Annotated in this window: 19 protein-coding genes; 15 read left to right on the top strand and 4 right to left on the bottom strand. The window is 72.9% G+C overall.

Annotated features, from left to right (window positions below):
* Positions 1-153: 153 nt before the first annotated feature.
* The 11 genes from ASG41_RS13895 (at position 154) to ASG41_RS13845 (ending at position 14,000) form a co-directional block, all read left to right on the top strand.
* Positions 154-1,674 carry a sugar ABC transporter ATP-binding protein gene (locus ASG41_RS13895; RefSeq protein WP_056295763.1) on the top strand — a complete coding sequence of 507 codons (1,521 nt, stop codon included), beginning with the start codon at positions 154-156 and terminating at the stop codon, positions 1,672-1,674.
* Entirely contained in the window at positions 1,671-2,720 is a 1,050-nt protein-coding gene (locus ASG41_RS13890) for an ABC transporter permease (RefSeq protein ID WP_056295760.1), read from the top strand. Before ASG41_RS13895 ends, ASG41_RS13890 begins: the two co-directional genes overlap by 4 nt.
* Complete coding sequence (locus tag ASG41_RS13885; RefSeq protein ID WP_082556927.1) at positions 2,713-3,777, top strand: ABC transporter permease; 1,065 nt, start codon at positions 2,713-2,715, stop codon at positions 3,775-3,777. The genes ASG41_RS13890 and ASG41_RS13885 overlap by 8 nt, the downstream gene beginning before the upstream one ends.
* A 190-nt stretch (positions 3,778-3,967) precedes the next feature.
* Entirely contained in the window at positions 3,968-5,023 is a 1,056-nt protein-coding gene (locus ASG41_RS13880; protein WP_200938908.1) for a substrate-binding domain-containing protein, read from the top strand.
* Positions 5,024-5,120: 97 nt separating this feature from the next.
* Positions 5,121-5,495 (top strand): L-rhamnose mutarotase, encoded by a 375-nt coding sequence (locus ASG41_RS13875; RefSeq protein ID WP_056295750.1) that lies wholly within the window; start codon positions 5,121-5,123, stop codon positions 5,493-5,495.
* The gene (gene rhaI, locus ASG41_RS13870) at positions 5,492-6,661 is read left to right on the top strand and encodes an L-rhamnose isomerase (protein ID WP_056295747.1); all 1,170 of its coding nucleotides are present in this window, start codon (positions 5,492-5,494) and stop codon (positions 6,659-6,661) included. Before ASG41_RS13875 ends, rhaI begins: the two co-directional genes overlap by 4 nt.
* Before the next feature lie 49 nt (positions 6,662-6,710).
* Positions 6,711-8,747 carry a bifunctional rhamnulose-1-phosphate aldolase/short-chain dehydrogenase gene (locus ASG41_RS13865; RefSeq protein WP_056295745.1) on the top strand — a complete coding sequence of 679 codons (2,037 nt, stop codon included), beginning with the start codon at positions 6,711-6,713 and terminating at the stop codon, positions 8,745-8,747.
* Positions 8,748-8,775: 28 nt separating this feature from the next.
* A complete protein-coding gene (locus ASG41_RS13860) occupies positions 8,776-10,227 on the top strand; it encodes an L-fucose/L-arabinose isomerase family protein (protein ID WP_056295742.1) in 1,452 nt (483 codons plus the stop codon).
* A complete protein-coding gene (locus ASG41_RS13855; RefSeq protein ID WP_235564793.1) occupies positions 10,224-11,690 on the top strand; it encodes a rhamnulokinase family protein in 1,467 nt (488 codons plus the stop codon). The genes ASG41_RS13860 and ASG41_RS13855 overlap by 4 nt, the downstream gene beginning before the upstream one ends.
* Complete coding sequence (locus ASG41_RS25085) at positions 11,683-11,904, top strand: LuxR C-terminal-related transcriptional regulator (protein ID WP_082556926.1); 222 nt, start codon at positions 11,683-11,685, stop codon at positions 11,902-11,904. The genes ASG41_RS13855 and ASG41_RS25085 overlap by 8 nt, the downstream gene beginning before the upstream one ends.
* A gap of 134 nt (positions 11,905-12,038) precedes the next feature.
* The gene (locus tag ASG41_RS13845) at positions 12,039-14,000 is read left to right on the top strand and encodes a BNR-4 repeat-containing protein (protein ID WP_082556925.1); all 1,962 of its coding nucleotides are present in this window, start codon (positions 12,039-12,041) and stop codon (positions 13,998-14,000) included.
* Between the two features lie 56 nt (positions 14,001-14,056).
* Here the strand turns inward: ASG41_RS13845 and xylB are convergent, their stop codons facing one another.
* On the bottom strand, positions 14,057-15,442 hold the full coding sequence (xylB, locus tag ASG41_RS13840; protein WP_056295734.1) for a xylulokinase: 1,386 nt from the start codon (positions 15,440-15,442) through the stop codon (positions 14,057-14,059).
* Positions 15,443-15,532: 90 nt separating this feature from the next.
* Here xylB and ASG41_RS13835 point away from each other — a divergent pair, with 90 nt between their 5' ends.
* From ASG41_RS13835 to ASG41_RS13820, 4 genes are all read left to right on the top strand, one after another.
* Entirely contained in the window at positions 15,533-16,714 is a 1,182-nt protein-coding gene (locus tag ASG41_RS13835; RefSeq protein ID WP_082556924.1) for an ROK family transcriptional regulator, read from the top strand.
* On the top strand, positions 16,711-17,859 hold the full coding sequence (xylA, locus tag ASG41_RS13830) for a xylose isomerase (RefSeq protein ID WP_056295731.1): 1,149 nt from the start codon (positions 16,711-16,713) through the stop codon (positions 17,857-17,859). Before ASG41_RS13835 ends, xylA begins: the two co-directional genes overlap by 4 nt.
* A 102-nt stretch (positions 17,860-17,961) precedes the next feature.
* Positions 17,962-18,162: a hypothetical protein gene (locus ASG41_RS13825; protein WP_056295728.1), complete on the top strand. Its 201-nt coding sequence runs from the start codon at positions 17,962-17,964 to the stop codon at positions 18,160-18,162.
* A gap of 91 nt (positions 18,163-18,253) precedes the next feature.
* On the top strand, positions 18,254-18,457 hold the full coding sequence (locus ASG41_RS13820) for a hypothetical protein (protein ID WP_056295725.1): 204 nt from the start codon (positions 18,254-18,256) through the stop codon (positions 18,455-18,457).
* Positions 18,458-18,580: 123 nt separating this feature from the next.
* On the opposite strand, the gene ASG41_RS13815 is transcribed toward ASG41_RS13820, so the two are convergent.
* The 3 genes from ASG41_RS13815 to ASG41_RS13805 form a co-directional block, all read right to left on the bottom strand.
* Positions 18,581-19,792, bottom strand: a complete 1,212-nt coding sequence (locus ASG41_RS13815; RefSeq protein WP_056295723.1) for an acyl-CoA dehydrogenase family protein — start codon at positions 19,790-19,792, stop codon at positions 18,581-18,583.
* Between the two features lie 50 nt (positions 19,793-19,842).
* Positions 19,843-20,310, bottom strand: coding sequence for a DUF4383 domain-containing protein (locus tag ASG41_RS13810; protein WP_056295720.1), 468 nt, complete (start codon positions 20,308-20,310; stop codon positions 19,843-19,845).
* A gap of 80 nt (positions 20,311-20,390) precedes the next feature.
* Positions 20,391-22,124 carry an ATP-dependent DNA helicase RecQ gene (locus ASG41_RS13805; RefSeq protein WP_235564792.1) on the bottom strand — a complete coding sequence of 578 codons (1,734 nt, stop codon included), beginning with the start codon at positions 22,122-22,124 and terminating at the stop codon, positions 20,391-20,393.
* Positions 22,125-22,558 lie beyond the last annotated feature (434 nt).

Genomic DNA, 22,558 nt, shown 5'->3' with positions numbered 1-22,558 from the left:
CATGGGGATGAAACGTGTCAACCGCCCGGCAGGTCGTGGCTAGTCGGTGCTTAAACGAGCTCAACGTGGTGCTTGACACGCGATCCACGCCACTCTTATGGTCTGCGCCACAGAACGGATGAACCGTTTCACAACCGCTGGAGGAGGCGACACGTGGAGCCACGAGCGACGGCCGATCCACTGCTCGTCCTGGAGCGCGCCGAGAAGAGCTTCGGCCCGGTCCGGGCACTCGTCGACGGGTCGATCGAGTTGTTCCCCGGCGAGGCCCACGCCCTCCTGGGCGAGAACGGCGCCGGCAAGTCCACCTTGGTGAAGATCCTGGCCGGGGTGCACCGGGCCGATGCCGGTGAGCTGCGTGTGGGCGGGGTGCCGTTGGTCTTCAACGGCGCCTCCGACGCCCGCGACGCCGGCGTGTCGATCATCTACCAGGAGCCGACCCTCTTCCCGGACCTCACGGTCGCCGAGAACATCTACATGGGCCGGCAACCCACGGTCGCCGGTCGCCGGATCGACCGCAGGGCCATGAACGCCGCCGCCCGTGAGGTGTTCGCCCGGCTGGGGGTCGTGCTGGACCCCGCCCGTCCGGCTCGCGGTCTGTCGGTGGCCGACCAGCAGATCGTCGAGATCGCGAAGGCCCTCTCGCTCAACGCCCGCGTGCTGGTGATGGACGAGCCCACCGCAGCCCTGACCGGGGTCGAGGTCCAGCGCCTGTTCAGCGTCATGGAGACACTGCGCGCCGACGGGGCGGCGGTCATGTTCATCAGCCACCGCCTGGAAGAGGTCTACGCCAGCTGCCAGCGGGTCACGATCATGCGGGACGGTCGGTTCGTGCGGACCGCCCCGATCGAGGAGGTCTCGGTCGACGAGATCATCCGGTCGATGGTGGGCCGGGACCTGGACGCCCTGTTCCCCAAGAGCGAGACCGCCCCGGGTGAGGTCGTGCTCGACGTCGACGGGATCGGCGAGGACGGCGTCTTCTCCGACATCTCCTTCCAGGTCAGGCGCGGCGAGATCGTGGCCCTGGCCGGTCTGGTGGGGGCCGGTCGCAGCGAAGTCGCCCGAGCGGTCTTCGGCATCGACCCGCGCTCGCGGGGGCGGGTCACCGTGCTCGGTCGGGAGCTGCCCGGTCACCGACCGCGCGCGGCGATGGCAGCGGGCGTCGCCCTGGTCCCCGAGGACCGCCGTCAGCAGGGTCTGGTCATGGACATGCCCATCGACCAGAACATGGCCCTGGCCTCTCTGGACCGGCTGGCCACGGGCGGTCTGCTGCGACGCTCCAGCGAGCGCTCGTTGGCTGTCGAGTGGGCCCGCAGGCTGCAGCTGAAGTTCGGTCGCCTCGGCAACGCCGCGTCCACGCTGTCCGGCGGGAACCAGCAGAAGGTGGTGCTGGGCAAGTGGCTCAGCCGTGACCCGCAACTGCTGATCATCGACGAACCCACCCGCGGCATCGACGTCGGCACCAAGGCCGAAGTCCACCGCATCATCGACTCTCTCGTCGCCGACGGCATGGCCGTCCTGATGATCTCCTCCGAGCTCCCCGAGGTCCTGGGCATGGCCGACCGGGTGTTGGTCCTGCACGAGGGCCGGATCACCGCGGAGCTGTCCCGGGCCGAGGCCACCGAGGACTCGATCATGCGCGCGGCGTCGGGCTTGACCTCTGGAGCTGCTGCATGACCACCTCCACCTCGGCGCCCAGGTCGGCTGCGTCGTCCCGCACCCCGCTGAAGCAGCGCGTGGGCGGGGTGCTGCGGGCCAGGGAGACGGGCATCGCCGTCCTCATCGTGGTCGTCTTCGTGGCCGCGACCGCCAAGAACGAGGCCTTCGCCAGTGCCAACAGCGTCCAACAGCTGCTCCTGGGTGCCTCGCTGATCGCCCTGCTGGCCGTCGGTCAGACGATGGTCATCGTCACCCGCAACGTCGACCTCTCGGTGGGTTCGGTCGTCGGCATCACCGCCTACGTGGTGGGCATGAGCTTCCGGGACAACCCGGACATGCCGGTGTTCCTCGGCTTCCTCATCGGCATCGGGCTCGGCGCCGTCTTCGGTGCGATCACCGGGATGGTCGTCACCGTCTTCCGGGTGCCCAGCCTCGTGGTCACCCTGGCCGGGCTCTACCTCATCCGCGGCCTGGACGGGTTGCTCGTCGACGGCGTCATCATCAACCCGCAGTCCATCCCGCGGGAGTTCCAGCGGATCGGCTACGAGACGGTCCTCGGGATCCCGGTCCTCTTCCTCCTGGTGCTGGCCGTCGTGGTGATCGCCGCCTACGTCATGCGTTCCTTCCGCTCGGCGCGTGACCTCTACGCCATCGGGTCCAACCCCGCCGCGGCCGAGCTGGCGGGCATCCCGTCGGAGAAGCGGGTGTTCACCGCGTTCCTGGTGAGCGGCGCGCTCGCCGGACTCACCGGGGCCCTCTTCGTCGCCCTCTACGCACAGGTGGACGTGACGGCCGGGCGCGGTTACGAGTTCCTCGTGGTCGCTGCGGTGGTCGTCGGTGGCGTCGCGATCTTCGGGGGCAGCGGCACGGTCGTGGGCGCGGCCCTGGCGGCCCTCCTGCTGAACACCATCGACCAGGCGCTCGTCGCCAGCCGGGTCTCCGGCTTCTGGACCGACGCCATCGCCGGGGCGCTGCTGCTGGGCGCCATCGCCTTCGACCGCTCGCTGTCCCTGCGCATCGCTCGGCGACTGCGCTCCCAGGAAGGAGCCCACCGCGATGTCTGAGACCGTTGTCCGCCCCGAGCCCGCCCGGGCCCAGGAGCCGACACCCAGCTACACCGGCGTGGACACCACCTCGAAGGCCTGGTGGAAGGCCGGCATCCGCTGGGAGAGCGCCCTGGTGGTGCTCCTGCTGCTCACCCTCGTGGTGGGGTCCACCGGCTCGGAGAACTTCTTCACCGGCACCACGTTCTTCTTCGCCGGGCTCAACATCGGCGAGATCGCGATCATGGCCTTGCCGCTGCTGATGATCGTGCTGATCGGTGAGATCGACCTGTCCGTCGCGGCGATGCTGGCCCTGTCCGGGGCGGTCATGGGCGTCCTGTGGCAAGCGGGCACGCCCTTCGGTGTCGCGGTGGCAGCCGCGCTGCTGACCGGCCTCGTGGGCGGGGCGCTGAACGGCTACCTCGTCGCCTACCTCGGGCTGCCGTCGATCGCCGTGACGATCGGGTCGCTGACCCTCTTCCGGGGCATCGCCCAGATCATCCTGCCCAACCCGACCACCACGCCCTTCCCGTCGGAGGTGGCGACACTGGGGGTGCTCCCGATCCCCGGCACCCAGGTGCCCTACTCCCTGGCGGTCTTCACCGTCCTGGCCGTCGCGACCGCGGCCTTCGTGCACGCCACGCCGTCGGGGCGGTCGCTCTACGCGATCGGCCTGCAGCCCGAGGCCGCCGAGTTCGCCGGCATCCGGGTGACCAGGGTGCGGTTCGGTCTCTTCGTCCTGTCGGGTCTGCTGTGCTCGCTGGCCGGTGTCCTGTTCGCGCTGAAGAACTCCTCGGCGAGCTACAGCGCCGGGTTCGGGCTCGAGCTGACCGTGGTCGCCGTGGTCCTGTTCGGTGGCGTGTCCATCTTCGGTGGGCGCGGCACGGTCCTGGGCGTGGTGCTCTCGGTGGCGATCGTGGCAGTCCTGCAGCAGGCACTCACCCAGCAGCAGGTCCAGGCCGAGGTGCAGAACATCGTCACCGGGTTCTTGCTGCTGATCAGCGTCCTGGTCCCCAACACCCCGGCCGTCTGGCGACGGCTGCGTGACCGGGTGCGTACCCCACCCACCCGGACCTGAGCGCCCCACGGGTCCGTCTCGCCGATCTCCCCCTCGCACCACCTCGACTCCGGAACCGGTCCGCATCGCGCGCCGGACCGACCCTGGCCCGGTCAGGCCCTCGTCCGGCGGGTCCCCCGCCGCCGAGCCCTCCCCAGCACCACCCGGAAGGAATCCAGCAATGACGCAGATCCGATCCCACCGACGGCGGATGACCGCCGTCGTCAGCACGGCTGTCGTGGGCCTGACCCTCGCCGCCTGCGGCTCCAGCGACGACGGCGGAGGCAGCGCCTCCGCCGGTGGCGAGGCCACGGCCACCGCCGTCGAGGAGGGCCTGAGCGTCTACTTCATCCCGAAGGACACCCAGAACCCCTACACCCTCCTGGCCCTCGACGGTGGCGAGACCGCCTTGGAGGAGCTCGGTGGCACGGTGACGGTGAGCAGCGGCACGGAGGCGACCGCCGCGGCCCAGATCCCCTCGATCCAGGCCGCGATCCAGGCCCAGGCCGACGCGATCGTGATCGCAGCCAACGACCCGCAGGCGCTCTGCCCGACCCTGCAGCAGGCTGACGCTGCGGGCATCGCCGTCCTCGCGTTCGACTCCGACATCGCCTGCGACGCCTTCGACCACCTGTTCATCAACCAGGCGGAGACCACCGAGATCGGCACCTCCCAGGTCGACCTGCTGGTGGACTACATGGGCACCGACACCGGCCAGATCGCCATCCTGTCGGCGGCCGCCTCGGCCACGAACCAGAACTCCTGGATCGCGGCCATGGAGCCCTACATCGCCGAGAACTACCCCGGCCTCGAGCTGGTCGACACCGTCTACGGCAACGACGACCCGGCCACCTCGCTCACCGTCCTGCAGGGCCTGCTCTCGGCCTACCCGGACCTGCAGGGCATCATCTCGCCGACCACCGTGGGCATCTCGACGGCCGCCCAGTACCTGTCGAACAACCCCGATGTCGCCTCGCGGGTCACCCTGACCGGTCTGGGCCTGCCCTCGCAGATGCGCGAGTACGTCGACAACGGCACCGTCCAGGGCTTCGAGCTGTGGAACCCGAACGACCTGGGCTACCTGGCCGGCTACGCCGCGGCTGCGCTCGCCTCGGGCACCACGAACCTGGACGAGGGCGCGACCTTCGAGGCCGGCCGGCTGGGCGAGTACACCGTCCTGGCCCCCACCGGTGAGACCGGCCCCTCGATCGTGCTCGGCCCGCCGACCGTGTTCGACGCCAGCAACATCGCCGACTTCGACTTCTGAGTCGCGCGCCCCGGGGGTGTGCGGGCCGTCACCACGACGACCCGTACACCCCCGGGCAGCACCCGCTCCCCGCCCCGACTGCCCGAGGAGACCTCCGGTGCCCCGCTACTGCTTCCTCCTCCAGGTCCGTCCGGAGATGCTGGAGGAGTACACCCGCCGGCACGCCAGCGTCTGGCCGGAGATGACGACCGCCCTGGCCGAGTCCGGGTGGCACAACTACTCCCTCTTCGCCCGGCCCGACGGCCTGCTGGTCGGTTACGTCGAGGCGCACGACCTCGATGCCGCGCAGGCCGCCATGGAGGCCACCGAGGTCAACGCCCGGTGGCAGGCGGAGATGGCCCCCTTCTTCACCGGTCTGGCCGGCCGGCGCCCCGACGAGGGGCTGCTGCTGCTGACCGAGGTCTTCCACCTGGAGGACCAGCTCACACCCACTGACACCCCATCCCACGTACGAGAGCAGGACCACCGATGAGCGACCTCCGCACTGCAGCCCTCGAGGCGCTGCGCGCCCAGACCATCGAGCTGCCGTCGTGGGCGTTCGGCAACTCCGGCACCCGGTTCAAGGTCTTCGGTGCCCCCGGGGTCGCCCGCGACCCGTGGGAGAAGATCTCCGACGCCGCCGTCGTCCACCGGTTGACCGGCGCCGCGCCGCGCGTCTCGCTGCACATCCCGTGGGACCGGGTCGAGGACTACGCGAAGCTGGGTGCCCACGCCGCCGATGAGGGCGTCACGATCGGCGCGATCAACTCCAACCTCTTCCAGGACGACGAGTACCGCCTGGGCTCGCTGACCCATGCCGACAAGGCGGTCCGGGACCGGGCGATCGCCCACCACGCCGAGTGCGTCGAGGTCATGCGGGCCACCGGCTCCACCGACCTCAAGCTCTGGTTGCCCGACGGCACCAATTACGCCGGCCAGGACGACCTGCGCGCGCGCCAGGACCGCCTCGCCGACTCCCTGCAGCAGATCTACGCGCTGCTGGACCCCGAGCACCGGCTGCTCGTGGAGTACAAGATCTACGAGCCGTACTTCTACGCGATGGACATCCCCGACTGGGGGACCTCGCTGGTGCACTGCCTGGCCCTGGGGGACCAGGCCCAGGTCGTGCTGGACACCGGCCACCACGCGCCCAGCACGAACATCGAGTTCATCGTCATGCAGCTGCTGCGGGTGGGCCGGCTGGGCGCCTTCGACTTCAACAGCCGCAACTACGGCGACGACGACCTGATCGTCGGAGCGGCTGACCCCTTCCAGCTGTTCCGGATCATGAACGAGATCGTCGAGGCCGACGCGCTGCGCCCGGAGTCCGGCGTCAACTTCATGTTGGACCAGTGCCACAACATCGAGCCCAAGATCCCGGGCCAGATCCGTTCGGTGACCAACGTGCAGGAGGCCACCGCCAAGGCGCTGTTGGTCGACCGGGATGCGCTGCACGCCGCCCAGCAGGCCGGTGACGTCCTCGGGGCGCACGCCGCGCTCACCGACGCCTTCGCCACCGACGTACGTCCGCTGCTCGCCGAGCTGCGCGAGTCCGCCGGCCTGCACCCCGACCCCAACGCCGCCTACGCAGCCTCTGGCCACCAGGACCGTCTCGCCGCCGACCGCGTCGGCGGCACCCAGGCCTCCTGGGGCGCGTGAGCGCCGTCCGGCACCGCCCCGCACACCCCACCGACCTGAGGACGACGACGTGACGAACCCCGTGGTCAGCGAGCTGCTCCAGCGCTCCAACGCGCTGGGGGCCGACCCCCGCAACACCAACTACGCCGGTGGCAACACCTCCGCAGCCGGCAGCGAGACCGACCCGGTCACCGGCCAGCCGGTCGAGCTGCTCTGGGTGAAGGGCTCCGGCGGTGACCTGGGCACCCTGACCGAGCCCGGACTGGCCGTCCTGCGGCTGGACCGGCTCCGGGCACTGGTCGACGTCTACCCCGGTGTCGACCGCGAGGACGAGATGGTCGCCGCGTTCGACTACTGCCTGCACGGCCGGGGCGGGGCGGCGCCGTCCATCGACACCGCCATGCACGGGCTGGTGCGGGCCGCGCACGTGGACCACCTGCACCCCGACTCCGGCATCGCGCTGGCCACCGCCGCGGACGGTGAGGAGCTGACCCGTCGGTGCTTCGGCGATCGCGTGGTCTGGGTGCCGTGGCGCCGGCCGGGCTTCCAGCTGGGGCTGGACATCGCCGCGCTGGCGGAGGCCAACCCGCAGGCCATCGGCGCGGTCCTGGGTGGGCACGGGATCACCGCCTGGGCCGACACCTCCGCGCAGTGCCAGGCCAACAGCCTGGAGATCATCCGCACCGCCGAGGAGTTCCTCGCCGAGCACGGCCGACCCGAGCCGTTCGGAGCCCGGCTGCCGGAGTTCGAGCCGCTGCCCGAGCCCGAGCGCCGTGCCCGGGCCGCCGCTGTGTTCCCGCTGCTGCGCGGGCTGGCCTCCACCGACAAGCCGCAGGTCGGCCACCTGACCGACAGCGATGTCGTCCTGGACTTCCTGGCCTCGGCCGAGCACCCCCGGCTGGCCTCGCTGGGCACGAGCTGCCCCGACCACTTCCTGCGCACCAAGGTCGCCCCGATGGTGCTCGACCTGCCGCCGACCGCGCCGTTGGAGCAGGTCACCACCAGGCTGCGGGAGCTGCACGAGGCCTACCGCGCCGACTACGCCGCCTACTACGAGCGCAACGCCTCGGCCGACAGCCCGGCCATGCGCGGAGCCGACCCGGCAGTCGTGCTGGTGCCCGGGGTCGGCATGTTCAGCTTCGGTGCGAACAAGCAGACCGCCCGCGTGGCCGGGGAGTTCTACGTCAACGCGATCAACGTGATGCGGGGCGCCGAGTCCGTCTCGACCTACGCCCCCATCGACGAGGTCGAGAAGTTCCGGATCGAGTACTGGTCCCTCGAGGAGGCCAAGCTCGCCCGGATGCCCGAGCCCAAGCCGCTGGCCTCCCGGGTCGCCCTGGTCACCGGTGCCGCGTCGGGCATCGGCAAGGCCATCGCGGAGCGGCTCGCCGCCGAGGGCGCCTGCGTCGTCGTCGCCGACCTCGACCTGGCCAAGGCCCAGGAGGCCGCAGCCGGGATCGGCTCGACCGACGTCGCCGTCGGGGTGGCCGCGGACGTGTCCGACGGTGAGGCCGTGGCCGCCGCGTTCGCTGCCGCGGCCCTGGCTTTCGGCGGGGTCGACCTGGTGGTCAACAACGCCGGGCTCTCGATCTCCAAGCCGCTGCTGGAGACCACCGAGCGGGACTGGGACCTGCAGCACGACGTGATGGCCAAGGGCAGCTTCCTGGTCTCCCGCGAGGCCGCCCGGGTCATGATCGAGCAGGGCCTGGGTGGGGACGTCGTCTACATCTCCTCCAAGAACTCCGTCTTCGCCGGGCCGAACAACATCGCCTACTCCGCGGTCAAGGCCGACCAGGCCCACCAGGTCCGGCTGCTGGCTGCCGAGCTCGGCGAGCACGGCATCCGGGTCAACGGCATCAACCCCGACGGCGTCGTCCGCGGATCGGGCATCTTCGCCGGCGGCTGGGGCGCCAAGCGAGCCGCCGTCTACGGCGTCCCCGAGGAGGAGCTGGGCGCCTACTACGCCCAGCGCACCCTGCTCAAGCGCGAGGTGCTCCCGGAGCACGTCGCCGACGCCGTCTTCGCCCTGACCGGGGGCGAGCTGACCCGGACCACCGGCCTGCACGTCCCGGTCGACTCCGGCGTCGCCGCCGCCTTCCTCCGCTGACCGTCCCGAACCCCCTGGAGCCCCCACGATGAGCAGCCCTCTCGACCAGGTGCACGCCGGCCTCGCCCGGGTGCGCACCCGCCCCGTCAAGGTCGGCCTGGTGGCCGGCGGGCTCGGCGCCTACTGGCCGCAGTTCCCGCAGCTGCTCCCTCAGCTGCAGGCGAGTGCGCGCCGGGTGTCCGAGCGCATGCAGGACCTGGACTGCGAGGTGGTCGACGTCGGCTTCGTGTCCGATGCCCAGGAGGCGGCCGTGGCCGCCGAGCGGCTGCGGGCCGCCGGCTGCGACCTGATCGTGGGGTTCCTGACCACCTACATGACGGCGTCGATGCTGGTCCCGGTCGCCCAGCGGGCGGGCGCGCCGGTGCTGCTGCTGAACCTGCAGCCCACCGAGGTCATGGACCACGCGACCTTCGGCACCGGGGAGTGGCTCGCCTACTGCGGGGCCTGCCCGCTGCCGGAGATGGCCAACTCCTTCCGTCGCGCCGGCATCCCGTTCCGCTCCGTGTCGGGCTACGTGGAAGACGAGCGGGCCTGGGGGCGTATCGCCCACTGGGTGAAGGCCGCCGGGGTCCGCGGGATGCTGCGCCACGGCAGGCACGGGCTGATGGGACACCTCTACCCGGGCATGCTGGACGTCTCCACCGACCTGACCAGCATCTCCACCCAGCTCGGCGGGCACGTCGAGGTGCTCGAGATCGACGACCTGCGGGTGCGGGTGGAGAAGGTCACCGAGGCCGAGGTCGACGCCCGCGTGCAGCTGGCCCGGGACGTGTTCACCCTGGACGAGTCCGTCGCCGAACCCGAGCTGCGGTGGGGTGCGCAGGTGTCGGTGGCCCTGGACCGACTCGTCGAGGACTTCGCGTTGGACTCGATGGCCTACTACCACCGTGGCCTGGACGGTGAGGCCCACGAGCGGGTCGCCGCCGGGATGATCCTGGGCGCCTCCCTCCTCACCGCCCGCGGCATCCCCCTCGTCGGGGAGTACGAGCTGCGCACCTCCATCGCGATGCTGGTCATGGACCGTCTCGGCGGCGGTGGGTCGTTCACCGAGCTGCAGGCGCTGGACTTCCGGGCCGGCGTGGTCGAGATGGGCCACGACGGGCCGGCGCACCTGGCGATCAGCGCCCGCCGCCCGCTGCTGCGCGGCCTGGGCGTCTTCCACGGCAAGCGCGGCTACGGCGTCTCTGTCGAGTTCGACGTGCAGCACGGACCGGTGACGCTCTGCGGGCTGGGGCAGCTGCGGGACGGCTCGTTCCGGCTGATCGCAGCCGAGGGGACCGTCGTGGACGGGCCGTTGCTGGCCATCGGCAACACGACCTCGCGCGTCGACTTCGGGGTCGACCCCGGCGAGTGGACCGACGAGTGGAGTGCATCGGGCGTCGGGCACCACTGGGCGCTGGGGGTCGGCCACCGCGCAGCCGAGCTCGAGCGGGTGGCCCAGCTGTGCGAGCTGGACTTCCTGCACGTGCGGCTGGGGTGAGCCTCCTCAGACTGGCCGCCGTCGACCTGGGGGCCTCCAGCGGGCGGGTGATGACCGGGTTGGTCGGGGACGGGCGGCTCGAGCTCACCGAGGTCAACCGCTTCGCCAACCGGCCCGTCCCGGTCGGCGAGCGCTTGTACTGGGACGTGCTGGCGCTGTACGCCGGGGTGCTCGACGGCCTCCGGGCCGCCGGGCGCACCGGACCGGTCGACGGTGTGGGCATCGACAGCTGGGCGGTCGACGTGGGCCTGCTGGATGCCGACGGCGTGCTGCTGGGCAACCCGGTGCACTACCGCGACGCCCGCCACGAGACGGCGGTGCCCGCCGTGCACGCTGCGCTCGGTGTGGCGGAGCTGTACCGGGTCAACGGACTGCAGCACCTGCCCTTCACGACGGTCTTCCAACTCGCCGCGCTCCGCGGCAGTGCTCAGCTGGAGGCCGCCCGCACGGCGTTGCTGGTCCCCGACCTGCTGGGCCACTGGCTCACCGGGGCCGTGGGCGCGGAGGTGACCAACGCCTCCACCACGGGGCTGCTCGACGCCCGCAGTCGCCAGTGGTCCTGGACCGTCGTCGACTCGCTCGGCCTGCCCCGGACCCTCCTCCCGCCGCTGACCACGCCGGGCGACCGGCTCGGCCTGCTCACCGACCAGGTGCTCGGTGAGACCGGGTTGGTGGGTCCCGTGCCGCTGACCGCCGTCGGGTCCCACGACACTGCCTCGGCCGTGGTGGGGGTACCGGCCGAGTCCGAGCGCTTCGCCTACGTCTCCTGCGGGACGTGGTCGCTGGTCGGCCTCGAGCTGCCCGACCCGGTGCTCACCGAGCCCAGCCGGTCCGCCGGGTTCACCAACGAGTTGGGCGTGGACGGCACGGTCCGCTACCTGCGCAACGTCATGGGCCTGTGGCTGCTGTCGGAGTCACTGCGCACGTGGGCGGCGGCCGGGCTGCCGGCGGACCTGGGTGAACTGCTGCACGCCGCAGCCCGGGTGCCGGCTTTCACCGCGGTCGTCGACTGCGACGACCCCCGCTTCCTGCCGCCGGGCGACGTGCCGTCCCGGATCGCGGACCTGTGCCGGGAGACCGGCCAGACGCCGCCGCAGTCCCAGGCCGAGACGGTCCGCTGCATCCTGGACAGCCTGGCGCTGGCCTACCGGCGCACCGTCCGGGCTGCGGTGGAGCTGTCCGGCCGCGACGTGGACGTCGTCCACGTGGTGGGCGGTGGTGCCCGCAACGCGCTGCTGATGCAGCTGACGGCGGACGCCTGCGGGTTGCCGGTGGTGGCCGGTCCGGTGGAGGCAGCCGCACTGGGCAACGTCCTGGTCCAGGCCAGAGCCGGCGGCGCGGTGTCCGGCGGTCTCGCCGAGATGCGGGCGCTGCTGCGGGTGACCCAGGACGTCGTCCGGTACGAGCCCGTCGGCGACCCCGGCCCCTGGGACGCCGCCGAGCGCCGTACCGGTCGTGCCTGAGGCAGCCGTACCGGGTCGGGCCGGGCCGATCTCGGGCGAGGACGTTTTGCTGCTGAGCCTGCTCGCTCGGGGTCTGCTGGTGGAGCAGATCGCGCGGGAGCTGGTGACCTCGCCGCGGACGGTGCGGCGCCGGACGGCGTCCGTGTGCAGCGCCCTCGGGGTGCGCACCCCGGTGGAGGCCGTGGTCTGGGCGGTTCGGAACGACCTGGTCTGAGGCCCGTGCGGGCCCGACGCGCTGCACCCCGCGCAGCGGGCAGCGAGGACTGACCGCTTCCGGCCATCGCCTTGTCAGGTGGCTGTGTGCCGGGACACATTGGCACTGAAACGTATCAACACACCGGAGGAACGATGACGATCCCCCTGAGGCGCTCCCGCGCCGTGGTCCTCCTCGTCACCCTGGCGGCTCTGCTCGCCGGTGGTCAGACAGCTCTCGCCCCGTCCCGCGCGTTCGCCGCCGAGGCGGCACCAGCTCAGCGCCTCTCGGACCACCTGCTGGACCCTGCGGCGCACGCCCGTGTCACCTACGAGGGCTCGGTCAACATCGGGAGCTTCCAGCAGGACGTCCTGCTCACCGTCGACAACCTGCAGTACACGTCGTGGTACCGCGAGGACGGCACCGTCGTGGTGTCCCGGCGGACCCTGCCCGGGGGGACCTGGCAGAGCCTCGAGCTCGACGGCCGGCTCGCCGCCAACGACTCGCACAACACGATCTCGATGGCCGTCTCCCCGTCCGACGGGCGACTCCACCTCGCCCTGGGCACCCACACGGGCGCCCAGCTCTACGTCAAGTCCGTGCCGGACATCGCCACGGCCGCCTGGACGTCCCGATCGTTCGAGGCGGTCGTCCGGGTCCTGCCGTTCACCAACCCGGGTGGGACGGGCAACACCGGCCTGTGGACCTACCCGCAGTTCGAGGTCAACCGCGGGCAGCTGTTGCTGACCTACCGCGAGGGCATCACCCACGCCGGCGAGCAGACGCTGGTCCGCTACAACGGCGACGCGGCCGGGACCTGGACCTACCTGGGACGCTTCACCGACTCCACCGGGACGTGGACCGGTCCCTACGGGAGCAGCTCGTCCCGGTACAGCTACCTGCACGGCTTCGGCACCAACCCGGTGACCGGGGACCTCGAGATCAGCTTCTCGTGGCGCGAGCGCGCCGGTTGGTGCAACAGCGGCGGCCTGGGCAACCACGACCTGGGGTACGCCCGCAGCTCGGACGGCGGCCTCACCTGGACGGACGACAGCGGTCGGGTCACCGGCCGGACCGGGACCAGCGACCGGATCTCCGTGCGTGACCCACACGTCGTCGTCCCGATCTCGATCAACCGCGGGCTGATCAACCAGGAGGCGCAGACCTTCGACAGTCAGGGTCGGGTCCACGTGATGACCTCCCAGTTCAACGACGCCGACCTGGCCGCCATCGGCGGCTGTCACACCTCCACCTACTCCCAGCGGGCGCAGTACGCGAAGCCCTTCCACCACTGGCGGGACGCCCAGGGAACGTGGCGGTCGATGGAGCTGCCCTTCTACAGCAACAGCGCCGGTCGGACGAAGCTGCTCTTCGACGCCCAGGACACGGCGTGGGTGGTCCTGCCCGACGGGCGGGTCGTCACCGCGACGGCCGCCAGCACCTGGTCGGACTGGCAGCTGGCCTTCAGCGACCCCGCCGCGGACCCGCTGGCCGAGCTGGTCGTCGACCGGACCCGGCTGCAGCGCGACGGCGTCCTGAGCATGGCCTACCTGCAGGTCGGCGATGGCATCCGAGGCGGTTTCCGGGTGACTGACCTGCGCACCGGTCCTGGCGCCACGGGTGCCGATGCTCAGCGCGACACGACACCACAGCCGGCCCCGGTGGACTACACCGGAAGCCTGGTCCCGGCCCCCACTGCCACCGCATCGACCAGCCAGCCGGCCTACCCGGCGTCCCTGGCCGTCGACGGCAGGGCGTCGACCTTCTGGGTGAGCAGCGGGACCACCGAGGGTCAGGGTCCCCAGCCGACCCGCCCGGAGACGCTCACCGTGACGTACGGCCAGAGCGCCAGCACCGCCCAGGCGATCGGTTCGGTGACGGTGACCCCGCGGGTCGGGTACGGCCCCCGGAGCCTGCGGATCGAGGCCCTGGTCAACGGGGCCTGGACCACGCTGGGCACCTATGAGATGCCTAACGCCGCAGCCACCTTCGACACCCCCGACGTCCTGGCCCGGCAGCTCCGGTTGGTCGTCACGGCTGCCTACGACAACGGCCGGGCTCCCGCGGCCGCCCGCAACGTGCAGGTCGCGGAGGTCTCGGTCAGGGCCCCCGTCTAGGCCCTCGGCAGCACGACAGGAGCCCGGTGGTCCCCAGGACCACCGGGCTCCTGCTGTCAGCGGTCGGTGCGGTCCCGGACCTCGGCGTAACGCTCGCGCACCGACGGCGTCGGGTCGGCCTCCACCAGCCGGGTGCCGGCGGCGGCCCACTCGGGGAGGCTCCCGGTCAGCGCCCAGGCGGCCTGCCGGGCAGCACCGTCGGCGACCGCCTCGCCGGGCTCGGGCACCAGCACCGGCCGGCCGAAGACCGCCGGGGCGATCTCCTGGACGGCCCGGGAGCGGGCTCCCCCACCGACCAGCAGCACCCGCTCCACCGCCGCGCCCTGGGCGACCAGGGCCTCGATGCCGTCGGCGAGCCCGCACAGCAGGCCCTCCACCGCGGCCCGGGCCCAGTGCGCCGCCGTCGAGGTGCGCAGGGTCAGCCCGTGCACCGAGCCGGTGGCGTGCGGCAGGTCCGGGGTCCGCTCGCCCTCCAGGTAGGGCACCAGCACCAGGCCGTCGGCCCCCGCCGGGACCTGCAGCGCCAGCTCGGCCAGCTCGTCCAGGGACACCCGCAGCATCGCCGCGGCCGAGTCCAGCACCCGGGCGGCGTTGAGCGTGCAGACCAGCGGCAGGTGCCGGCCGGTGGCGTCGGCGAACCCGGCGACGGTGCCGGTCGGGTCGACCGCGGCCACCTCGGACACCGCCGACACCACCCCGGACGTGCCGATCGAGACCACCACGTCCCCCGGCCGGGCGCCCAGCCCGAGCGCGGCGGCCGCGTTGTCCCCGGCGCCGGCGGACAGTTGCACCGAGCCGTGCGCGCCGACCAGCTCGTGCGGCCCGGCGACCCGCGGCAGCACCGGCGTGCGCCCGCGCAGCGCCAGGGTCAGCAGGTCGGGCCGGTACTCCCCCGTGGCCGCCGACCAGTAGGCGGTGCCGCTCGCGTCGGACCGGTCCGTCACGAGGGTGTCCAGCCCGGCTGCGCCCGACAGTCGCCAGGTCAGCCAGTCGTGCGGCAGGCAGACGGCCGCCGTCCGGTCGGCGTTGGCGGGCTCCGCGTCGGCGAGCCAGCGCAGCTTCGAGGCGGTGAAGGACGCCACCGGGACGATGCCGACAGCGTCCGCCCAGGCCTGTCCGCCACCGAGCTCGGCGACCAGGTCGGCCGCGGCACCGGCGGAGCGGACGTCGTTCCACAGCAGCGCCGGGCGGACGACGTCCCCGGCCTCGTCCAGGCAGACCATGCCGTGCTGCTGCCCGCCCACGCCGAGCGCTGCGACGTCGTCCAGACCCCCGGCGCCGGCCAGCGCCTCGGTGAGCGCGGCCTCCCAGGCGGCCGGGTCGACCTCGGTGCCCGCCGGGTGCGGGGCCCGGCCCTCGCGGACCAGCTCCCCGCTCTCGGCGTCCCGGACGACGACCTTGCAGGCCTGGGTCGAGCTGTCCACACCGGCGACGAGCGGCACGGGGACCTCCTGGGTTGACGGGCGAGCGTGACGCAGACAATAGTGCAACGACCAAACGAATGGCGGGACGAGACGGCTGGGGGGTGGCGCGTGCAGACCCAGGGACAGGTGCGCAGCGCCAACCTGGCCGCCGTCCTGGCCCGCCTCCGGGACGACGGCCCGCGCAGCCGGGCCCGCCTGGCCGCGGACACCGGGCTCACCAAGGCCACCGTCTCCAGCCTGGTCGGCGAGCTCGTCGACCGTGGGCTGGTCGCCGACGGCGCCCTGCACCGGCCCGGCTCCGTCGGCCGCCCGGGCACCCTCGTCGAGCTCGGCGGCCGGGGCGTCTGCGGCGTCGGCGTCGAGGTCAACGTCGACTACCTGGCCGTGCTCGTCCTGGACCTGCGCGGCGAGGTCCGGGCCGAACGCCGGCTGGCCCTCGACGTCGCCGGCTCCCCCGCGGGCCAGGTGCTGGACGCCGTGACGACGCTGGTCCGCGCGGTGCTGGCCGACGTCGACGCCACCCCGGTCGGCCTGACCGTCGCCGTCCCCGGCAGCGTGCAGGGCACCGTCGTCGCCACCGCCCCGAACCTGCCCGGCTGGCCCGGCCTCGACGTCGCCGCCGGCCTGGCCGGCACCGGACTGCCGGTCACCGTGGCCAACGACGCCGACCTCTCCGCCCTGGCCGAGTGGTCGGCCGGCCCGCACGCGCGCACCCCCGACCTGGTCTACCTGACCGGCGAGGTCGGTGTCGGCGGCGGCGTCGTGAGCGGCGGGCGGCTGCTGCGCGGCAGCACCGGGCTCGGCGGCGAGGTCGGCCACCTGGCGCTCACCCCCGGCGACGCGCCCTGCGGCTGCGGACGGCGGGGCTGCTGGGAGACCGTCGTCGGCCTCGGTGCCCTGCTGCGCGCCGCCGCCGACCCCGGCGACCCGCTCTGCGACCCCGGCCGCGACCTGGAGGACCGGCTCGCCGAGGTCGTCGCCCGGGCCCGCGCCGGCGACGCCCGCACGCTGGCCGCGCTCACCGACATCGGCACCGGCCTGGGCGTCGGCGCCGCCGTCCTGGTGTCGCTGCTGGACCCCGCCGTCGTCGTCCTCGGCGGGTACTTCGCCGTGGTCGGCGAGTTCCTGCTCGACCCCCTGACCAGCGCGCTCGCCGCGCGGGTCGAGGGCCCCCGCCGGGTGGTCCTGTCCACCCTCGGGTTCACCGCAGCCGTCCGGGGCGGCGCGCACGTCGCGCTGCAGCCGGTGTTCCACGACCCCACCACCGTGCCGTTGGAGGCCTCCGCATGACCACCCTGAAGCCCACCCCCGCCGACCGCTTCTCCTTCGGCCTCTGGACCGTCGGCTGGCAGGGCGTCGACGTGTTCGGCGGCGCCGTCCGCCCGCCGATGGACCCGGTCGAGGCCGTCCACCAGCTCGCCGAGCTCGGTGCTGCCGCCGTCACGTTCCACGACGACGACCTGGTGCCCGACGACGCCACCCGCGACGCCACCCTCGAGCGCTTCCGCACCGCGCTGACCGAGACCGGCATGGGCGTGGAGATGGCCACCACCAACCTCTTCGGCCACGCCGTCTTCAAGGACGGCGCGTTCACCTCCAACGACCGCGACGTCCGCCGCTACGCCCTGGCCAAGGCCGCCCGCAACATCGACCTGGCCGCCGAGCTGGGCGCCACCACCTACGTCTTCTGGGGTGGCCGCGAGGGCGCCGAGTCCGGCGCCGCCAAGGACATCGGTGCGGCGCTGGAGCGCTACAAGGAGGGCATGGACACCCTCTGCTCGTACGCGATCGAGCAGGGCTACGACATGCGCTTCGCGATCGAGCCCAAGCCCAACGAGCCCCGCGGCGACATCCTGCTCCCCACGATCGGCCACGCCCTGGCGCTGATCAACGAGCTCGAGCACTCCGAGATGGTCGGCCTGAACCCCGAGGTCGGGCACGAGGAGATGGCCGGGCTGAACTTCGCCGCCGGCATCAGCCAGGCCATGTGGCACGGCAAGCTCTTCCACGTCGACCTCAACGGCCAGCACGGCCCGCGCTACGACCAGGACCTGCGCTTCGGCGCCGGCAACCTGCGCGGTGCCTTCTGGACCGTCGACGCCCTGGAGCAGGGCGGCTACGACGGCTACCTGCACTTCGACTTCAAGCCCCCGCGCACCGAGGACGCCGCCGGTGTCTGGGAGTCCGCCCGCGGCTGCATGGCCAACTACCTGGCGCTGAAGGCCAAGGCCGCCGCGTTCCGGGCCGACCCCGAGGTGCAGGAGGCGCTGGCCGCCTCCCGCGTCGCCGAGCTGCGCACCCCGACCCTGGCCGCCGGCGAGACCCTGGCGACCGTGCGGGAGCAGTCCTTCGACGTCCAGGCGATGGCCGAGCGCGGCATGGCCTTCGAGCGCCTGGACCAGCTCGCCATGGACCACCTCCTCGGCGTCCGCTGACCCCTCGCCCTGGCATGGGATCCCTCGCATACTGCCAACGCGTCAGGCGGTATGCGGGGGATCCCATGCCGAGGCGGGGAGGGCGTCCCTAGGGTGGGAGGCATGGCTGAGCCCCGCACCCGCAACGCCCGCCGCGAGCGTCTGGTCGGGCTGTTCGTGCTCGGCGTCGCCGTCGTGCTGCTGCTGTCCAGCCCCACCTGGTTCTCCAGCGACCGCGGCACGGTGGGCATCGCGCAGGTCGTCGTGGGGCTGCTGCTCGCCGGCGTCGGCGGGTTCCTGGTGAAGCGGTCCTCAACCGCCTGAGCGGAAACGCCGTTTACCCCGCGGTGTGACGGGCACCGCGTCGGCACGGGCGGGGGCCGACGGCGCTCCCGGGGACGACGGGAGAACACGCGTGGAGCTCGCCAAGAAGGACCTGGTCCAGCTGCTGCACGGGCAGGGCGACAACGACACCGCCGAGCGGGTCGAGGCCGCGGACCTGCCGGACACGATCGACACAGCTCGCGACGCCGACGCCCTCACCGCGGTCGGCCTGGACCAGCAGACCCTGCTCGGCCACCTCGCCGGCGGCGCCATCGGCGGCAACCTGGCCATGTGACCCCCGCGCGCCTGAGCGTGGATCAGGGTCCCTGATCAGAGTCCGTCCTCCCCCACGAGATGTGGTGTGGGAGGACGGACTCCGGTGAACGCCCCTGATCCACGCTCGGCGCGCGGGCCGGGGTCAGCCGACGTAGGGGCGCTCGCGCGCCAGCTCCTCCCGGGCCACCGACCTGATGTGGACGGCGTCCGGCCCGTCCACGATCCGCAGCGTGCGGGCGTGGGCGTAGAACTCGGCCAGCGGGGTGTCGTCGCTGACGCCGGCGCCGCCGTGCAGCTGGATGGCCCGGTCGATGACGTCCAGGCACACCCGCGGGGCGGCGACCTTGATGGCGGCGATCTCGGTGCGGGCGCCCTTGGCCCCGTACTTGTCGATCAGGTCGGCGGTCTTGAGCACCAGCAGCCGGGCCTGGTCGATCTCGATGCGGGAGCGGGCGATGTCCTCCCGGACGGTGCCCTGCTCGGCCAGCGGGCGGCCGAAGGCGACCCGGTCCTGGGCGCGGGCGACCATCAGGCCCAGGGCGCGCTCGGCCATGCCGATGGCCCGCATGCAGTGGTGGATCCGGCCCGGGCCCAGGCGGGCCTGGGCGATCATGAAGCCCTCGCCCTCCCCGGCCAGGATGTTGCTGACCGGCACCCGGACGTCGGTGAAGCGCAGCTCGGAGTGCCCGTGCTGGTCCTGGTAGCCGAAGACCGGCAGGTGTCGGACGATCTCCAGGCCGGGGGTGTCGCGGGGGACCAGCACCATCGACTGCTGCTGGTGCGCGGGGCCGTCGGGGTCGGTCTTGCCCATCACGATGAACACGGCGCAGCGCTCGTCGGCCGAGCCGGTGATCCACCACTTGCGGCCGTTGATGACGTACTCGTCGCCGTCGCGGACGATCGAGGTCTGGATGTTGCGGGCGTCGGAGGACGCGACGTCGGGCTCGGTCATCGCGAACCCGGAGCGGATCTCCCCTGCCAGCAGCGGCTCGAGCCACTGCTGCTTCTGCTCGGGGGTGCCGAACAGCATCAGGGTCTCCATGTTGCCGGTGTCCGGCGCCCCGCAGTTCACGACCTCGGGGGCGATGACCGGCGACCAGCCGGTGATCTCGGCGATGGAGGCGTACTCGAGGTTGGAGAGCCCGGCCAGCTCGTGGTGGAACAGGTTCCACAGGCCCCGGGAGCGGGCCTCGGCCTTGAGCTCCTCGATGACCGGCGGCAGGGAGTGGTCGTCGTGGCCACGCTCCCGTCGCCATGCGTGGTAGACGGCCTCGGCGGGGAACACACGCTCGCGCATGAAGTCCCACATCCGGCCACTGACGTCCTCGGCTGCGGCGGAGAGTGCGAAGTCCATGCCCGGGACGGTAACCCGCTGTCGCGGGTGTCCCGCCCCGGGTCGGGGGCTCAGCGGCGGCGGTCCGGGCCGAGGGACTCGGTCCGGCCGTGGTCGACCGTGTCGACCCGGCGGACCGGGCCCAGGGCGATCACGAAGCCGATCAGGGCACTGGCCAGGTGCAGCCAGTTGTCGGCCCAGTTCAGGTTCAGCGGGTCCCAGCTCTCGCCGACGGTGAAGAGGCCGTACACGAAGACGGCGCCGTAGCCCAGGCCGAGCAACCAGCCGTAGGTCCGGGCCCCGCTCAGGGTGCGGGACAACGCGATGCCGGCCAGCCCGATGACCAGGTGCACCACGTTGTGGAACGGGTTGACCATGAAGCCGAGCAGGGTGTCACCGCTCATGCCGAAGAAGTCGTCGAACCCGGTGACGAAGAAGCCGGCGATGCCGACCAGGGTGTAGACGACGCCGACGACGAGCGCGAGGGTGCGGGGCCAGCCGCTGGTGGGTCGGGTGCCGGTAGTGCGGGGTGTGGTCACGGGGCTCTCCCGGGGGTGGTGCCGACGCCGGGGGCTGGGCGTCCCGGGGGTCTACCCGTCCTGGCCGGAGCGGGAAACGGTCAGGCCGCCGAGCGTGGCCGCAGCAGGTGGTGCTCGGTGACGGCGCGGGTGGCCAGCGTCCGGTACCCGGCCCGCTCGAACAGGACGACGATCCGGTCGCCCTCGTCCCGCATGACCACACCCGGTCCCCACTCGGCGTGCTCGACCGGGGTGTCCACCGGGAAGGTGCCGGCGGCCGGGTCGTGCGCGCGCTGCTCGGCGGCCTGCTGGGCGCTGCCCGCCGTGCAGGTGTCGCAGTTGCCGCACGGGCCGTCCAGTTCCTCGCCGAAGTAGCCGAGCAGGAACTGCCGGCGGCACCCGGTGGTGTCGGCGAAGGCCCGCATCATCTCCACCCGGCTCTCGTCGACGCGCTGGTGGTGCTCGGCCAGCTGCCGGGCCGCGGTGGCCGCCTCGCCGGGCGCGGGGGCGTCGGGGGAGGGGAGCACGGTGCCGTCGTCGGCGAGGGTGACGGCGCCGACCTGCTCGAGCAGGTTGAGGTCACGGGTCAGCGGGGTGGCGCCGCGGTGCGTCTCCTCCCGCAGCGCCCGGACGTCGACCTCCGCGCCCGCGGCGTCCCCGGCCCGGACCAGCCCGGCGACGTGCTGCAGGTCCTCCTCGGCGGGCACCCCGGCGGCGAAGAAGCGGCGGATGCCGAGGTCCTCCTGCCGGAAGAAGAGGACGGCGACCGCGGGGTCGCCGTCCCGGCCGGCGCGGCCGATCTCCTGGTACCAGCTGTCCAGGGAGTCAGCGGGCTCGGCGTGCAGGACGAAGCGGACGTCGGGCTTGTCGATGCCCATGCCGAACGCGCTGGTGGCGACGACGACGTCGAACTCACCGGCCATGAACGCCCGCTGCACCTCCGTGCGGGCCTTCTTGGCCAGCCCCGCGTGGTAGGCCCCGGTGCGCAGTCCGCGGCCGGCGAGGGCCTCGGCGAGCTCCTCGGTGCCCCGCCGGGTGGCGCTGTAGACGATGCCGTTCCCGCGCTGGGCCTCGGCGACGGCGCGGTCCAGCAGGGCGGCGGTCTTGGCGTCGGCGTCGGCGTGGTGCTCGACCTCGAACCGGATCTCCGGCCGGTCGAACCCGGCGACGACGACGGCGGGGTCCTCCATCCGCAGCCGTTCCACGATCTCGGCGCGGACCGGGGGAGCGGCGGTCGCCGTCAGCGCGAGCACCGTCGGGCCGCCCAGCTGCTCGGCGACGGCACCCAGGCGCAGGTAGTCCGGGCGGAAGTCGTGCCCCCAGGAGGAGACGCAGTGCGCCTCGTCGACGACGAGCAGGGCGGGGGCGGTCGCCCGCAGCGCGGCGGTGACCTGCGCCTTCGCCAGTTGCTCGGGGGCCAGGAAGAGGAAACGGACCGATCCGTCACCCAGGCCGTCCAGGGCGGCCTGCTGGTCGGTCGCCGACTCGGTGGAGTTCAGCACCGCCGCGGTCAGCCCCAGGTCGTGCAGGCGCTGGACCTGGTCGCGCTGCAGGGCGATCAACGGGGAGACGACGACCACTGGGCCCTCCAGCAGCTCCCCGGCCACCGTGTAGACCAGCGACTTGCCGGCGCCGCTGGGCAGCACCGCGAGGGTGTCCCGCCCGGCGCAGACCGCCTGCAGGGCCTCCTCCTGGCCCGGCCGGAAGCCGCCGGTGCCCAGCAGCTCACGCGCAGCCTGGCGGATGCGGCGGGTGCGCACTGCGGCCGTGGCGCCGGCCGTGGGTCGTGCGGAAACGGCGCTGGCGCTGGTGGCTGCGGTGGCAGAGTCGGTCACGGGGCGCTGCTGCCCCGGTTCCGCTGATCGTCAAACCCCCCGCAGGTGAGCGCCCCGCGCAGCCCCGCCCGCTCTCCCGCTGCCGTCCCCGTCCGGTTCCCGTCCCGCCGTCCCACCGGCCTCCCTCCCCGCCGTCCCGCCCTCCCCGCCGTCCCCGCCCTCCCCGCCGCCCCCGGCCCCCCGTCGTCCCCACCGCGCCTCGCCCGCGACCCCCGCCCGCGGCCGTAACCCGCCGTGCTGGGTGGCTGAGCCACCTGGCTGGGGGACAGGCCGCGGTAGACGGCGGCCCAACCCCCAGCTGGGCGGCTCAGCCACCCAGCGAGGAGGGCTCATCCACCTGGGGGGCGGCTCAGCCACCCAGCGGGGACGGCTCAGCCACCCAGCGGGGACGGCGACGCATCCGCTGCTGCGGTCGACGACGCGTTGCCGATCCG

The sequence above is a fragment of the Modestobacter sp. Leaf380 genome, from assembly GCF_001424485.1.
Lineage (GTDB): Bacteria > Actinomycetota > Actinomycetes > Mycobacteriales > Geodermatophilaceae > Klenkia.
The sequence above is the reverse complement of the archived record's forward strand: the minus strand, read 5'-3'. Positions and strand labels throughout refer to the sequence as shown.

What these genes read in the sequence shown, in the direction of transcription:
- ASG41_RS13890 (WP_056295760.1), top strand. Translation starts at nt 1,671, where the DNA reads ATGACCACCTCCACCTCGGCGCCCAGGTCGGCTGCGTCGTCCCGCACC.
- ASG41_RS13885 (WP_082556927.1), top strand. Translation starts at nt 2,713, where the DNA reads ATGTCTGAGACCGTTGTCCGCCCCGAGCCCGCCCGGGCCCAGGAGCCG.
- ASG41_RS13880 (WP_200938908.1), top strand. Translation starts at nt 3,968, where the DNA reads ATGACCGCCGTCGTCAGCACGGCTGTCGTGGGCCTGACCCTCGCCGCC.
- rhaI (WP_056295747.1), top strand. Translation starts at nt 5,492, where the DNA reads ATGAGCGACCTCCGCACTGCAGCCCTCGAGGCGCTGCGCGCCCAGACC.
- ASG41_RS13860 (WP_056295742.1), top strand. Translation starts at nt 8,776, where the DNA reads ATGAGCAGCCCTCTCGACCAGGTGCACGCCGGCCTCGCCCGGGTGCGC.
- ASG41_RS13845 (WP_082556925.1), top strand. Translation starts at nt 12,039, where the DNA reads ATGACGATCCCCCTGAGGCGCTCCCGCGCCGTGGTCCTCCTCGTCACC.
- xylA (WP_056295731.1), top strand. Translation starts at nt 16,711, where the DNA reads ATGACCACCCTGAAGCCCACCCCCGCCGACCGCTTCTCCTTCGGCCTC.
- ASG41_RS13825 (WP_056295728.1), top strand. Translation starts at nt 17,962, where the DNA reads ATGGCTGAGCCCCGCACCCGCAACGCCCGCCGCGAGCGTCTGGTCGGG.
- ASG41_RS13815 (WP_056295723.1), bottom strand. Translation starts at nt 19,792, where the DNA reads ATGGACTTCGCACTCTCCGCCGCAGCCGAGGACGTCAGTGGCCGGATG.